The sequence below is a fragment of the Hydrotalea sp. genome (assembly GCF_049968455.1).
Taxonomy (GTDB): domain Bacteria; phylum Bacteroidota; class Bacteroidia; order Chitinophagales; family Chitinophagaceae; genus Hydrotalea.
The window spans coordinates 33246-46726 of the sequence record NZ_JBMFQT010000020.1 but is presented as its reverse complement, the minus strand read 5'-3'; the positions used below and the strand labels follow the sequence as shown (position 1 = coordinate 46726).

General features: G+C 34.8%; 15 protein-coding genes. 11 read left to right on the top strand and 4 right to left on the bottom strand.

What is annotated here, in order from left to right; all coding sequences use genetic code 11:
• Nucleotides 1-687: TonB-dependent receptor plug domain-containing protein (locus ACP5P5_RS12480; RefSeq protein ID WP_428286448.1), on the bottom strand; the 687-nt coding region annotated here is incomplete at its 3' end.
• 436 nt (nucleotides 688-1123) lie between these two features.
• On the opposite strand from ACP5P5_RS12480, the gene ACP5P5_RS12475 reads away from it, so the two are divergent.
• The 4 genes from ACP5P5_RS12475 to aat all read left to right on the top strand — a co-directional run bounded on the left by ACP5P5_RS12475 (nucleotide 1124) and on the right by aat (nucleotide 3034).
• Nucleotides 1124-1810 (top strand): hypothetical protein, encoded by a 687-nt coding sequence (locus tag ACP5P5_RS12475; RefSeq protein WP_428286449.1) that lies wholly within the window; start codon nucleotides 1124-1126, stop codon nucleotides 1808-1810.
• The gene (locus ACP5P5_RS12470) at nucleotides 1720-1992 is read left to right on the top strand and encodes a helix-turn-helix domain-containing protein (RefSeq protein WP_428286447.1); all 273 of its coding nucleotides are present in this window, start codon (nucleotides 1720-1722) and stop codon (nucleotides 1990-1992) included. The genes ACP5P5_RS12475 and ACP5P5_RS12470 overlap by 91 nt, the downstream gene beginning before the upstream one ends.
• Nucleotides 1993-2055: 63 nt before the next feature.
• Complete coding sequence (locus ACP5P5_RS12465; protein WP_428286446.1) at nucleotides 2056-2370, top strand: ATP-dependent Clp protease adaptor ClpS; 315 nt, start codon at nucleotides 2056-2058, stop codon at nucleotides 2368-2370.
• Nucleotides 2371-2386: 16 nt separating this feature from the next.
• Nucleotides 2387-3034, top strand: coding sequence for a leucyl/phenylalanyl-tRNA--protein transferase (aat, locus tag ACP5P5_RS12460; RefSeq protein ID WP_428286445.1), 648 nt, complete (start codon nucleotides 2387-2389; stop codon nucleotides 3032-3034).
• Nucleotides 3035-3040: 6 nt separating this feature from the next.
• On the opposite strand, the gene ACP5P5_RS12455 is transcribed toward aat, so the two are convergent.
• The 3 genes from ACP5P5_RS12455 to ACP5P5_RS12445 all read right to left on the bottom strand — a co-directional run bounded on the left by ACP5P5_RS12455 (nucleotide 3041) and on the right by ACP5P5_RS12445 (nucleotide 6635).
• Complete coding sequence (locus tag ACP5P5_RS12455) at nucleotides 3041-3655, bottom strand: DUF4294 domain-containing protein (RefSeq protein ID WP_428286444.1); 615 nt, start codon at nucleotides 3653-3655, stop codon at nucleotides 3041-3043.
• A gap of 62 nt (nucleotides 3656-3717) precedes the next feature.
• Nucleotides 3718-6156, bottom strand: a complete 2439-nt coding sequence (ccsA, locus tag ACP5P5_RS12450; RefSeq protein WP_428286443.1) for a cytochrome c biogenesis protein CcsA — start codon at nucleotides 6154-6156, stop codon at nucleotides 3718-3720.
• Nucleotides 6157-6224: 68 nt separating this feature from the next.
• Complete coding sequence (locus ACP5P5_RS12445; RefSeq protein ID WP_428286442.1) at nucleotides 6225-6635, bottom strand: cytochrome c maturation protein CcmE; 411 nt, start codon at nucleotides 6633-6635, stop codon at nucleotides 6225-6227.
• A 147-nt stretch (nucleotides 6636-6782) separates the two neighbouring features.
• Between ACP5P5_RS12445 and ACP5P5_RS12440 the strand changes: the two genes are divergently transcribed.
• The 7 genes from ACP5P5_RS12440 (at nucleotide 6783) to pdhA (ending at nucleotide 13444) form a co-directional block, all read left to right on the top strand.
• A complete protein-coding gene (locus ACP5P5_RS12440; protein ID WP_428286441.1) occupies nucleotides 6783-7382 on the top strand; it encodes a hypothetical protein in 600 nt (199 codons plus the stop codon).
• 27 nt (nucleotides 7383-7409) lie between these two features.
• A complete protein-coding gene (locus tag ACP5P5_RS12435) occupies nucleotides 7410-8705 on the top strand; it encodes a radical SAM protein (RefSeq protein WP_428286440.1) in 1296 nt (431 codons plus the stop codon).
• Between the two features lie 24 nt (nucleotides 8706-8729).
• The gene (locus ACP5P5_RS12430; RefSeq protein ID WP_428286439.1) at nucleotides 8730-9662 is read left to right on the top strand and encodes a DMT family transporter; all 933 of its coding nucleotides are present in this window, start codon (nucleotides 8730-8732) and stop codon (nucleotides 9660-9662) included.
• Between the two features lie 88 nt (nucleotides 9663-9750).
• Nucleotides 9751-10338 (top strand): hypothetical protein, encoded by a 588-nt coding sequence (locus tag ACP5P5_RS12425; protein WP_428286438.1) that lies wholly within the window; start codon nucleotides 9751-9753, stop codon nucleotides 10336-10338.
• Between the two features lie 221 nt (nucleotides 10339-10559).
• On the top strand, nucleotides 10560-11039 hold the full coding sequence (locus tag ACP5P5_RS12420; RefSeq protein ID WP_428286437.1) for a hypothetical protein: 480 nt from the start codon (nucleotides 10560-10562) through the stop codon (nucleotides 11037-11039).
• Between the two features lie 54 nt (nucleotides 11040-11093).
• Nucleotides 11094-12317, top strand: a complete 1224-nt coding sequence (locus ACP5P5_RS12415) for a TCR/Tet family MFS transporter (protein ID WP_428286436.1) — start codon at nucleotides 11094-11096, stop codon at nucleotides 12315-12317.
• Between the two features lie 131 nt (nucleotides 12318-12448).
• Nucleotides 12449-13444 (top strand): pyruvate dehydrogenase (acetyl-transferring) E1 component subunit alpha, encoded by a 996-nt coding sequence (pdhA, locus tag ACP5P5_RS12410; protein ID WP_428286435.1) that lies wholly within the window; start codon nucleotides 12449-12451, stop codon nucleotides 13442-13444.
• Nucleotides 13445-13481 lie beyond the last annotated feature (37 nt).

Here is a 13481-nt window from a genome sequence, read left to right as displayed (position 1 = left end):
ATCATAGCTAATTCTTGCCTTACCTTGGCGTCCACGTTTAGTGGTAACAATAATAACACCATTTGAACCTTGTACCCCATAAATAGCTGCAGCACCCGCATCCTTCAATACCTGAATAGATTCAATATCATTAGGATTAACATCTTGTAAATTACCCTGAACACCATCTATAATCACCAATGGAGCTGTACTTCCGGGTGAAGTAATACCTCTAATTTTAACACTAGTTCCACCTCCGGGTACACCTGAATTAATAACACTTACACCAGATGCTTGACCTTGTAATAATGCAGCTGTATTACCACCTGGTACTGATTTCATATCATTTACATTCACAACAGCAACAGAACCTGTAATGTCCTTTTTCTTTTGTGATGTATAACCCAACACTACAATTTCATTCAAATCACTTGTAACTTCTGTTAAGCTAACATCAATTTGTGAACGACCATTAACCGGCATTGTTACACTGTTGTAACCAATAGAAGAAATTTGTAATACACTTTTATCATTTGGTACTTTAATTGTAAAAGTACCATCATCGTTTGTCGCAGTAGCCGTGCTGGTTCCTTGAACCTTTACAGTTGCCCCTGCAATGGGTTGATTGTTTTTACCCGTAACTTTTCCGGAAATTGTTTTTTGCGCAAAAACTCCTACTGTGAAAAAGAAGAGTCCTGCTAGTAACAAAAAACATCGTGTTAGGTGTGGTTTGTTTGGCATAAGCAATGTTTTCGTTTGGTTGTTAAATAAACTTTAACAAATTTAACATCGCAAACGATTGCGTGCTTACCTTATAATAGCATATTTATATGATTTTTTAACAAACAATTATGTATTATTTACACATTATTTATCAAAATCCTGCACCTTGTCTGCATTACAGAATAGATTTTTTTGGTAATTGATTTTTGTCAAAAAAAATATTTGCATGTGTTTTTTGTATTCAAATAACAAATAACAACAATTCGAAATGAAATTATGGTTCAACACTTCTTCTAAACAAAATTAAATTTTGAATGAACTGCAACGTTTTAATGCAATTGATTGCCTGAAGTAATTGAGAAATATTTAAAAATTTAAAGGAAATGTTTCTTTAAATTGAATTTTACCAAACATACGCTGCATGAACTCAGAAAATATGAGTGGTTGTTTTACATCCCTGAACGATGATGCAATGCGGGTTGTAAAGTCACCAATATTGAACGATCAACCATTGCATTTACACCCCAATTGGGAATTAGCATTGTTTAATTTTGCTCAAGGGATAACTTGCATTAATGGGAACCATATTTTCAAAGTTAATACCCGCCAAGTTTTATTTTTTTTACCTCCAAACATGTTACATGGTTATTATCTCAACAAAGAACTACTAACCTCATCCACTGTTACAAAAATTATTTTTACGACCGACTTATTGAATAGCAAGCTATTGAACAAGCTTTCTTTCATAGCGCTAAAAAAACTATTTATAAAAGCAAATGGAGGCTTAGTATTCAACAATATTAGTTCAAAACAAATTATGGAATATTTTAGTATAATTGGCCAAAACAATGGTTTTCTAGATATAATTAATTTGTTGAAATTATTACATACCATAACGAAAGAAAAATCCTCTCTCGTTTTAAATGAAACACATTTAATAACTAAGACTGAAAACACTTCAGTCATTAATGCAGAAGCTATAAATTGCTGTATCAATGAACATTTCCAAGAAAATATTTGTTTAAAAAATCATTATTATTTAATGTTAGTGAGGCAACTTTTGCACGATATTGTAAAATACATACCGGTAAATCTTTCACTGAATTAGTAATTGAAAAAAGAATCAGGCACGCTATTAAACTATTAGCGCATCATCAAAAAACAATTAAAGATGTTGCTTATAGTTGTGGCTTTAATAATGTTACCCATTTCAATAGGATATTTAAAATGCATACAGGATTAGCACCCAAAAATTATCAGTTTTTACTACAAACCAATATTTCGGCCTAGTTTTTTACACTTTGCAGTTATACCTCTTATTCAAATTTTAACAGAACTACCTATTTTTGTTCCATGATTCAGGTTTTTAATCATACCAAAGAAAAAGATTGGGAAGAGCCGGCACTGGATACTGCAACCGCTTTTTCTCCTACTTGTCACCTTATTGTTTGGAATGATGATGTAAACACTTTCGACTGGGTTATTGAAACATTAGTTGAGGTTTGCGGTCATACTCATGAACAGGCAGAGCAATGTGCACTACTCATTCACATGAAAGGAAAATGTGCCGTTAAAAATGGGGAATACGAAACACTACAACCAATGTGTACAGCCATTTTAGATCGTGGCATTAATGCAACCATTGAAACTACCACAATTGGTTATTAAGTTTTGCTTTTAAATTATGCCGCTATTCCAACTTAATCATACCCTATGGTTCCCACCCGTAACTGAAAGCTTGGAAGATGGCTTGTTAGCAATTGGTGGCGATTTATCCGTACAGCGTTTATTAGAAGCCTATAAAAGAGGAATTTTTCCATGGTATGAAGGTAATACTCCATTATGGTGGTGCCCTGATCCAAGGTTTGTTTTGTTCCCGAATGAGCTGAAAGTGAGTAAGAGTATGCAAATGCTTATTCGCAAAAATGTTTTCCAATTTTCAATCAATAAAAATTTTAATTCGGTTATTCATAATTGTAAAACCACACCCCGCAAAGGGCAAGATGGAACCTGGATTACCGATGAAATGGAACAGGCCTATATTCAAATGCATATTGACGGCTACGCCATTAGTGCAGAAACCTATTTGAATAATGAATTGGTGGGAGGCTTATATGGTATTCGCTTAGGCCAAATTTTTTTTGGTGAAAGTATGTTTAGTAAAGTAAGCAATGCCAGCAAATTTGCCTTCATTCAGTTAGTACAATATTTACAAAAAGAAGAAGTTGTGCTTATTGATTGCCAGGTTTATACCGAACATTTAGAAAGCTTAGGTGCAAGATTTATTGATAGGGAAAGTTTTATTAATACTTTAAAAAATTATTTAAACTAATATTATCTATCCCCTTAAACCATACATTCTCTCCAAATCGCGAACAATGGTTTCAATGTCTCTATCAGCTCCGTTAGGATCGTAGTTCTGTTTTAAACTGGTACCGAAAAAAAATGCAACTGTTTGGTACACAGCTGCCGTTATGTTGCCTTTATATTCCTGAATAATCTCGTAACAGTTGTTTCCGGTTTCCCGATAAATTAATTTCATTAAAATTTTTCCCTGATAAATGGATAGTTGCGTTAGTTTATCTGTAAATTCTTTTCTTAATTCTTTTTCACGGGAACGAATAATTTTTCTACGTTCACTTTTGCTAGTAACTCCTACCAAACGGGCATTAATCTCATTCATTATTCTTCCGGCGGCTTTTGCATAAGGATAAGTAACATAAACTGCATTGCGCAATCTGGTCCACTCTGCCCAATATCTTTTTTGTCGGGCATTTAAGTAATAAATTATCGTAAAATCGGGCAAATAGCCCATAGGTATAGTATCGCCTTCCGGAGTAATAAATGCATGAACGGGAATTGTATCATTTACTCCACGTTGGGCATTGGCTGTAAAATAAATACAACTGAATGCCAGTATAACTATTAATTGAATTAAACGTTTACGAACCATAACTGCTGCTAAGCTATAGACATTAACTGTTTAGTTAATGCTGCCGACAGTCTAAAAGTAACCTATTCTTTTGAAAAAAATTGGGGTGTAATTCGCTGATAAATTGACATAAAAAATCCAATTACCATTACCACTACACCAAGCCATAAAATATTTATCATAGGGAATTCGTAAACTTTTAAAGTTACTAAATCGGTAATGGCACCACTCTCCTTTACTCCAATTTCCAATTTGCCATCTTGCGGATTACTTACTTTATTAAATTTAACAATCAAACTTTGGGCTTTAACTGTATCCGGGTAATTGGTTAACTCATTACTATTCAACACTATCCCCGGTGTTAGTGGATATCTTCGTCCATCTTTTGTTACAGCAGTCATGTCTAAAAACAAAGCAGTTTCCCCGTTTTTAAACTTATCTTTTTGTGCTTCGGGATTAACCTGAACTTTATTTAAAATTAAAATACCATTGCTGTAAAAAGTGGTATCACCCGGCTTTATACCAATGTTTCTAAAAGTAGCAGTATCAGGTTGGTCATTTTGTTGAAATGAAGAAATATAAACGAAAATATCGCGGTTCCAATAATGTTTTGAATCGGGATTGGGTGAAAAGCCTTCCATTCCCTTGTTATTTTTTATTATGTCGGGATACACTTTAAACTGTTCATTACCATTCTTGGCCTTAAAATCAATTTCATAATAACGTTTTCTATCTTTCGTATTAAATGTATCTCGAACATAGGTAACCATATACTTACCCATATCGGTTGTAACGCCCTTAAATAAAGTGATGTTTTCGGCAGGATCTTCTTTCTTATCTTTCTTAAAAACAGCAATACCGGTGGTATTCCAGCTTAATACTTCTTTTTTGCTTGATGAAATGAGTACACCTAATAAAATCATACCAAAACCAACATGCGCTACCGATGCACCGGCCACTTTCAACTTGCCTTTCAATACTAACCATATGTAAGCTGCATTAGCTATTATGGCATAAATGGCTGCATATACACCTACATAAATAGCCACTAAAAAACCAATACCTTGTTTATTGTAATGAATATTACCCCAAATACAAATAGCTGAACCTACTATTAAAGATACCACTGTAGGCCAAACTATATTTTTACTAAAGTAGCCTTGGGGTGAGCTTTTGTATTTAAAGTATTGGGTAACTGCCGTTAAAATGCCTATAATTATTAAAATAAATATTTGAACTTGATTGAATGAGAATTCAGGATCTTCGGGTGGTGCAATATTTGCGCCAAATAATTTATTATAAACAGGTACGGATGTTTTTGCAGCAATAATAATAGCCGATAAAAACAAAACTAGTGAGCCTATAAACATCCAAAATTCACGGCTATTGGTATTTTCTTCTTTTTGTATTGCCGGTATATTTTTATATCGCCAAACAAATAATAGGATAGCAGGAATAAAAAACACCAAAACAAATAACAATAACTGCACATTCATGCCTAAATCGGTGAAAGCGTGTACAGAAGTATCACCCAAAATACCACTTCGGGTTAAAAAGGTGGAATATAACACCAATACGAAGCTGAGAATATAAAATAGATAGGTTGTTCTTAATGAGTAGCCTGTTGATTTAAAGATTAAGTTGGTATGTAATCCGGCTATCATTACAATCCACGGCACTAATGAAGCATTTTCAACAGGGTCCCAAGCCCAATATCCACCAAATGATAAACTTTCATAAGCCCAAGCAGCACCCATCATTATACCAGTACCCAATACCGCACCGGAAAATGCTGCCCAAGGTATGCTGATTTTAATCCAAGTATGGTCTTTTTTAAACAACCCTGCAATAGCATATGCAAAAGGAACAATGGTGGAAGCAAAACCCAAGAAAAGAATGGGTGGGTGAATAACCATCCAATAATTCTGTAGTAAAGTATTTAAATCATTCCCTTCGGCAATTCTGGGTAGTTGCAAATAGTTGGGGTCTGCAAAAATGGGAATATCGGGCATTTGCTGACGCCACAATATAAATGGATTACTTCCAACTTTATATCCGAAAAAGTAAATGCCGATTAGCATACTTGCCAAACAAAATTGGGCAAAACTAATAACCGTCATTACACCTGCTTCCCAGGTTTTGGAGGTTTTAATTAATATCCAACCCAATACACAATGCCAAAAACTCCATAATAAAAAGCTACCTTCTGATCCTTCCCAAAAACAACTCAATATGTATTTGAATTGCAAGCTGCGTGAGGAGTGATTCCAGGCATAAAAATATTCAAAATAATGATTATATATGATATAGTATAAGGAGAAAAATACCCCTAAAACAGAAATGGTTTCAACAAAAAAAGCGGTTCGTGCCAATTTTATCCACCCTTTCCTGTCGGGTAGCAAATCATTCATTCGCGCTGCTTTAAAATAAGCAATAGTGGCTAACAGTGAGGCTACTAATGATAATATTGAAAAGAAATGACCTATTTGACCAGGCAGTAAATGTTCTCCATTATAATGCATAAGCTTAGTTATATCAACGTAAAAAAGGTAGTTGTTTAAAATAAAACTACCCGGCAATTAAAATAATTTTACATATTACCTTTTGCAACAGATTTTTCGGCAGCTTCAGGATTATCTTTATACTTTGAAGGACATTTTAACAAAATATCTTTACATTCAAAGTGGTCACCTTCCATTCTACCCTTCAAAACCAATCTTTCACTTTTTTCCATATCAGTAGGTTTTGTATTGTGGTATACCACTTTTACAGAATTACCTAAAGTATCAACAGCTGTAAAGGTTAAAAAATTAGGATCTTTCACAGCATCATATTGAACGGGTTCTTTTGTATCAAGTTTAGCAATTAAATTAACAAACTTACCCGGCTTCTGCTTAGCTGAGGCAATGGTTTCATAAGTTGTTAAATTACCTGTATAACTGATTAAAATGGTAATAGCAGCTGCAATAGCAATTAAAAGAATTAGGTGCATCTTCTTCATGTCATTCCAAATTTTAACTGCAAAAGTAGTCCTTAAATGATTAAATAATACTGATGTTGCTCAGTATCCATTATTTTAACGATTAAGGTTTAACAAAAAAAGCCTTCAAACTACCTATTAATACTTAATTTTGCCGCTTTGAACAATATGATTACACGCCCTATAAAAACTTTCGATTACATTATCGTTTTAAACTATCCGGTTAAATTTTTTAAAGCAATTGACATTATTAGTCAATTAATGCTAGCCATTGCAGCTGTTGCTTTTATTTTACGAGGCATTGTTTTATTCCAAAATGGCCATAGTGGAGGTATTTACACCATTAATTTTTTAATCCCAATTTTTATTTTTTCTTGGTGGATATGGTGTTATCGGCAACAAAGCAGAGGCATTATGCCTTTTTATCGATTTGCACTAATGTTAGCTGCATGGGGCTGGTATTTATACCCAAAGGGATTATTCTTTGCCATTTTATATTTAATTGCTGCTGTACTGGAAAAGCCTGCCAAAGTATTACCGGAAGTTGCTTTCGATACAAAAGAAATTGTTTTTAATAGTATCCCTTCTAAAAAATTTAAATGGGAACAAGTAAATAATGTAGTGCTTAAAGACAATATTTTAACCATAGATTTAAAGAACAATCAACTCATTCAAAAATCTGTGAATGCCGATGTAACTCCCGAGCAGGAAAAAGAGTTCAATGCTTTTTGTGCGGTACAAATCAATAACAGTAAAGCAGTGAATTAATTATTTATACCTAGAATTAAATTGAAAATGTTACAACAATCACCCTATTTATTATATGCTGATGGCAATGGCAATATTTATGAAGATGAAACACTCTATGCTATTGGCCGTGCCGGATGGGATGCCTTGCCCGTTCCAATAGAAGATTGGATAGAACTGCCTGAAGGGGGAAACTTGTATGAATTACCGCAACGCCGAGGCATTGGTATTGATGTTAATACAGGTCAAATGCGGCTATGCGAAAAGGGTTGGGCTGTGGCTGCTTTTATTCCACCTGCACATACAGGATTATTTTTAGCAGCTTATGAGTCTTTTCCTGATGCACCTACCCTTCCGCTATTTTGCTATACTGCTGTGGGTTGGCAAAATAACACTATTTATGTTCCGGCAGTAAGAATTGAACGCGACATTCGGCAAGAATGTGTCGGTTATAATGACAAAGAAATTAAAAGAGGAGCTAAAAATTTGTTGGAACAATATGCGCATAACCGCTTAGTACAGCACTTAATGCAAAATTGTTGTAATACTTACCACTGCCCTGCAGCCCGAAATTTTGCTTTGGGCCGTTGGGAATGCCCGGTACCAACATCACCTGCTTGCAATGCTAATTGTATTGGATGCATTTCATTTCAACCCGCTGAAGAAACCATCGTTTCTACACAAGACCGTTTAACTTTTAAACCAACTGCTGAAGAAATTGTAGAGTTTACGGTACCCCATTTACTAAATGCGCCTTATCCCATTGTTAGCTTTGGACAAGGTTGCGAAGGCGAACCTTTATTAATGTGGGAAACCATTCGCGATGCGATTATAGAAATTAGAAAACATACTTCAAAAGGGAGTATTAATATTAACACCAACGGTTCTAAACCGGATGCAGTGGCCGCTTTATGTAAAGCCGGATTAAATAGTATAAGGGTAAGTACTAATTCTGCTCAAAAAAGTATTTATACACGCTATTACAGGCCAAATAATTATGAATTTGAAGATATTATTGAAAGCCTCAAAGTTGTTCATGAACATGGCGGATGGAGCAGTATCAATTATTTTGTATTCCCGGGTGTAACTGATTCAGTTGAAGAGTACGAAGCTTTGCGAAAGCTAATAAAAACAACTAACTTAAGCATGATTCAATGGCGAAATTTTAATATTGATCCTGATTGGTATTTAGGACAAATTAATTTGGCTGAAACCGGTGAAATGTTGGGTGTTAAACAATTACAGGAATTAATTCACGATGAATTTCCAAATGTAAAATTTGGTTATTACAATCCACCCATAGAAAGAATGAAAGGTAATTACGAAATTGATTTTGCACACTAACAATTGGTTCTTGTTAATTAACACATGAAGCATCAACGCCATACTACGCTGGGATTTTTAGCTGCATTATTAGCTGTCATTCTTTGGTCGGGTAATTTCATTGTTGCTCGTGGCATTGCCGGTACAGTGCCTCCCGTTCAGCTTAGTTTATTACGTTGGCTCACCGCTAGCGTTATCATACTTCCCCTTACATTGCGTATTATTATTGAACAATGGCAGCTAATAAAACAACATGTTGCTTATTTAAGTATTACAGCTTTCATTGGCATTAGTTTATTCAATACATTTTTATATGTAGGTGGTCATTTTACACAAGCTATCAATCTGGCCATTATTGGCACATCGGCATCCCCCATATTTGCAACTATTTTAGCAGCTATTTTTTTAAAAGAAAAGGTGCATTTTTTTAAATTAACGGGTATGCTTTTGTGTTTTATAGGGGTAATTTTTTTAATTACCAAAGGCAATTGGTTACACTTGCAACAATTCAACTTTTCAAAGGGAGATATTTGGGTATTAATGAGTGCGCTTTTATTTGCTATATACACCATCTTAGTGAAAAAAAAACCTGTTGCATTAAATGGCAAAGCTTTTTTGGCTGTCATTATAAGTTTAGGCACTTTATTTTTGGTACCTCTTTTATGGGTACAAGATTTGTTTTGGCAACAAACCACTACACTGAATATGCACATTTTTTGGATAATGCTTTACCTTGGAGCAGGTGCATCTGTGCTAGCATACCTAAGTTGGAACAAAGCCGTTTTACAATTAGGCGCTTCTAAAACAGCTTTAATGGGAAACTTAATTCCATTATTTAGTACTATAGAAGCTGTATTTTTTTTAAAAGAAAAATTTTATGAAGTACACATCATCAGTAGCATTTTAATCATTATTGGTCTATTCCTGGCAAATTTCATTTCCGTCAAAAGTTTTACTTTCAAAAAAAATCAGATTTAATTGTCGGATTTTATTTTAACATTTTTTAGCAGAGCAACAATAAACCAATCATCACATTGTATGTCTTACTGCGCATAAAAAATATATTATGCTGAGTAAGAAAACGATACTAATTTTTTCAACTACACTTCTTTTAACCGCTTGTTCTGCCCCTAAAACTTATTTTACTGCCGCTATTCGGGCTGATTTGGCAGCCAATCATCAACCACTTGATAAAATTCAATTTTATAATGACCGTGATATTGTGTTGAGAAGAGATGTAAAAACAGGTGAAGCTAAAGTAACCGATGGCAAAGTTGTTTTGGAAAAAGGACATAATGTAAACATTATTCGATTAAAGAAAAATACTCCCGGTGTTTGCGTACTTCAGCGTAACAATATTGTGGGCATTGCATTTGAACAGAATAATAATAACTTTATTACATTCGGAAAAACAAAACAAGCCCGCCCAAATGATCCCTATCGCATTTTAGCCAATGAATGGGTTAATGAATACGGTGTAATTAATTATGATGGAAAGCAATACCACATTGAGCCTGCCGGTACTGAGGCAAGTATTATGATAAAATCGAAAGTGTTACGCAAGCTAAACATTAAAGAACATGAAATGAAAGGGCGCAAAGTTGAATCCGGCAACAGCAATTCTTCCGATAATAGCAATAGCTCAACCCAATAATTTAAAAAACTTAAACAACCGATAAAGCATTACTGAATGTATACAGTAATGCTTTTTTACGGGTGAAAACTTATTTTGTTTTTTAGTATTTTAATATTTCATAGCATAGGCTCAACAAAATTGTTACCATAATTAGCAGGTGCCTAATTTTAAAGTGTGGAATTATAATTGAAAAATTTCAATATATCATTTTCCCTCCAAATAAAATTATAAAATTAGTTATGGCAAAACCATCAATTGAACTAATTAATGCGTTACGTAAAACAGCTGAAAATTTAGCCAATGGTGCACCTTATGCCTGGGGTAATCATGGCACATGCAATTGCGGCAACTTAATTCAGGTAACCACACAATTGAGTAAAGAGGAAATTTTAACCTATGCACATACCGGTTGGGGTGAATGGACTGAATTGGCTGAAGAATTTTGCCCAACTTCCAATGCACCCGTTAATTTATTACTGAAAAAGTTACAGGATTTAGGCCTAACACCAACTGACATTCACAACATTGAATATTTAGAAGACCGAACAGTATTGGACCATTTGCCCGGAGGTTTTCGGTGGCTTCAAAAAAACAAACGTGAAGATGTAATTGAATACCTTAACACATTTGCTAATATTTTAGAAGACGCTTTAATTCAACATATTAATTTAAATGAATTAATAGAGTCTTCCCAACCCAAAGAAGTATTATCAGTGTAAAATTCCCATTACTATTGCCAAATTGCAGTTACTTTGCGCCACATTAATAAAAATATGGCCAAGCAAAAAAAGCAAGCTGCATTAGGTTTTATTTTCATTACACTATTAATTGATGTTACAGGTTTCGGAATTATTATTCCGGTGCTTCCTAAATTAATAGAACAGCTAATTCATGGAAATTTAAGCCAAGCCTCTAATTATGGGGGATGGCTTTTATTTGTTTATGCCATTATGCAATTTGTATGTTCTCCTATTTTAGGGAACTTAAGCGATAGATATGGAAGACGCCCAGTTCTGCTATTTTCATTGTTTGGTTTTGGAATGGATTATTTGTTACAAGGTTTTGCACCGAACATTTTTTGGCTATTTGTGGGGCGATTTATTGCGGGTATTACCGGTGGTAGCTTTACTACGGCCTCTGCCTACATTGCAGACATTAGCACTCCCGAAAAAAGAGCACAAAATTTTGGAATGATTGGAGCTGCATTTGGTTTAGGCTTCATCATTGGCCCTGTTTTAGGAGGTATTTTAGGACATTATGGTCCCAGAGTTCCATTTTTTGCTGCTGCTGTATTGGCATTCTTAAACTGGATCTATGGCTTTTTTATTCTACCGGAATCATTACCTGCTCATAGTAGAAGAAAGTTTGAATGGAAAAGAGCCAACCCAATGGGCTCATTATTACAACTGAAAAAATACCCGGTTATTTCCGGTTTGGTATTTTCTATAACCCTTTTATACATTGCCGGCCATGCAGTACAAAGTTGTTGGAATTATTATACTATGAGCAAGTTTGGTTGGGATGAACGTATGGTGGGTTATTCGCTTGGGTTTATTGGTTTAATTGTGGGCTTAGTGCAAGGTGTTTTAATTCGCGCTATAATACCCAAATTAGGACAAGAAAAAAGTGTGTACGTGGGCTTAAGTTTATATGCCATAGGATTTTTATTGTTTGCATTTGCAACCACTACCTGGATGATGTTTGTATTTATGATTCCCTATGCTTTGGGTGGTATTGCCGGCCCTTCTATACAAGGACTTATTTCCGGCCATGTACCGGCTAATGAACAAGGCGAATTACAAGGTGCTTTAACCAGTTTAATGAGTGCCACTTCCATAGTTGGACCATTAATGATGACACACATTTTTGCTTACTTTACTTCACCCAAAGCACCCATTCATTTCCCGGGTGCTGCTATGTTATTGGGCGCTTTGCTTACATTCATCAGCACTTTATTAGCCTATCGGACACTAAAAGCTGAAAAGAAACATAGTTAATAAACATTTTAATGAAGACCTATTTTAAATTAAAACATCCCTAAATTCAACTTTTTGAATTTAGTGTGTAAAATATTGCCCATTTATTTTACATAGTAAGTGCTATATTTGCCCCTCAAAATTTAGTAGCAGTGGCAACAAAATTTACGAAAGAAACATACCTTTATTGGTACGAGTTAATGCAATTAATTCGCCAGTTTGAATTAAAAGCCGAGGAAATGTATAAGATGGCCGGAAAAATTAGAGGATTTTTCCACGCATATGTTGGTCAGGAAGCAATTGCTGCCGGATGTATGACTGCCACCACTCCTGATGATCCATTTGTTACAGGTTATCGCGATCATGGATGGGCATTAGCGAAAGGTGTATCTCCAAATGCTTGCATGGCCGAGTTATATGGAAAAGCTACCGGCTGTTCAAAAGGTAAAGGTGGAAGTATGCACTTTTTTAGTGTTGAACATAAATTTTTTGGTGGTCATGGTATAGTAGGTGCACAAATTGCTACCGGCGCCGGATTAGCTTTCGCCGAACAATACAAAGGCACTAATAATGTAGCTTTATGTTTCTTTGGCGATGGTGCAGCTCGTCAAGGTATTTTACACGAAACATTTAACCTGGCTATGTTGTGGAAATTGCCCGTAATTTTTATTTGTGAAAATAACCATTACGCCATGGGTACTTCTGTACAACGTACTTCAAACGTAATTGACATTTACAAATTAGCCGATAGCTATGATATGCCAGGAGATAAAGTTGATGGTATGAACCCCGAAGATGTTCATGAAGCTGTTGCTCGTGCTGTTAAACGTGCTCGTGAAGGTGGTGGACCAACCTTATTGGAAATGAAAACCTACCGTTATAAAGGACACTCTATTTCCGACCCGCAAAAATATCGTACCAAAGAAGAGGTGGATGAATACAAAAATCAAGACCCCATTCATAAAGTAATGCAGACTATTTTAAATAATAAGTTTGCTACACAAGAAGAAATTAATGCAATTGATGCAAAAATAGCTCAGGTAGTTGAAGCATCGGTTCAATTTGCAGAAGAAAGTCCTTTCCCTGATGCAAGTGAAGTTTATAAAGATGTTTACTTCAATGACCACTATGCTTTTGACATTGATTAATTAAAATTTTAAAAGAACAATCACAAATAAACCCACA

Excerpts from the sequence above, each read along its gene's own strand:
- ACP5P5_RS12475 (WP_428286449.1), top strand. The coding sequence starts at position 1,124 with ATGAACTCAGAAAATATGAGTGGTTGTTTTACATCCCTGAACGATGAT.
- ACP5P5_RS12465 (WP_428286446.1), top strand. The coding sequence starts at position 2,056 with ATGATTCAGGTTTTTAATCATACCAAAGAAAAAGATTGGGAAGAGCCG.
- aat (WP_428286445.1), top strand. The coding sequence starts at position 2,387 with ATGCCGCTATTCCAACTTAATCATACCCTATGGTTCCCACCCGTAACT.
- ACP5P5_RS12455 (WP_428286444.1), bottom strand. The coding sequence starts at position 3,655 with ATGGTTCGTAAACGTTTAATTCAATTAATAGTTATACTGGCATTCAGT.
- ccsA (WP_428286443.1), bottom strand. The coding sequence starts at position 6,156 with ATGCATTATAATGGAGAACATTTACTGCCTGGTCAAATAGGTCATTTC.
- ACP5P5_RS12445 (WP_428286442.1), bottom strand. The coding sequence starts at position 6,635 with ATGAAGAAGATGCACCTAATTCTTTTAATTGCTATTGCAGCTGCTATT.
- ACP5P5_RS12440 (WP_428286441.1), top strand. The coding sequence starts at position 6,783 with ATGATTACACGCCCTATAAAAACTTTCGATTACATTATCGTTTTAAAC.
- ACP5P5_RS12435 (WP_428286440.1), top strand. The coding sequence starts at position 7,410 with ATGTTACAACAATCACCCTATTTATTATATGCTGATGGCAATGGCAAT.
- ACP5P5_RS12430 (WP_428286439.1), top strand. The coding sequence starts at position 8,730 with ATGAAGCATCAACGCCATACTACGCTGGGATTTTTAGCTGCATTATTA.
- ACP5P5_RS12425 (WP_428286438.1), top strand. The coding sequence starts at position 9,751 with ATGCTGAGTAAGAAAACGATACTAATTTTTTCAACTACACTTCTTTTA.
- ACP5P5_RS12420 (WP_428286437.1), top strand. The coding sequence starts at position 10,560 with ATGGCAAAACCATCAATTGAACTAATTAATGCGTTACGTAAAACAGCT.
- ACP5P5_RS12415 (WP_428286436.1), top strand. The coding sequence starts at position 11,094 with ATGGCCAAGCAAAAAAAGCAAGCTGCATTAGGTTTTATTTTCATTACA.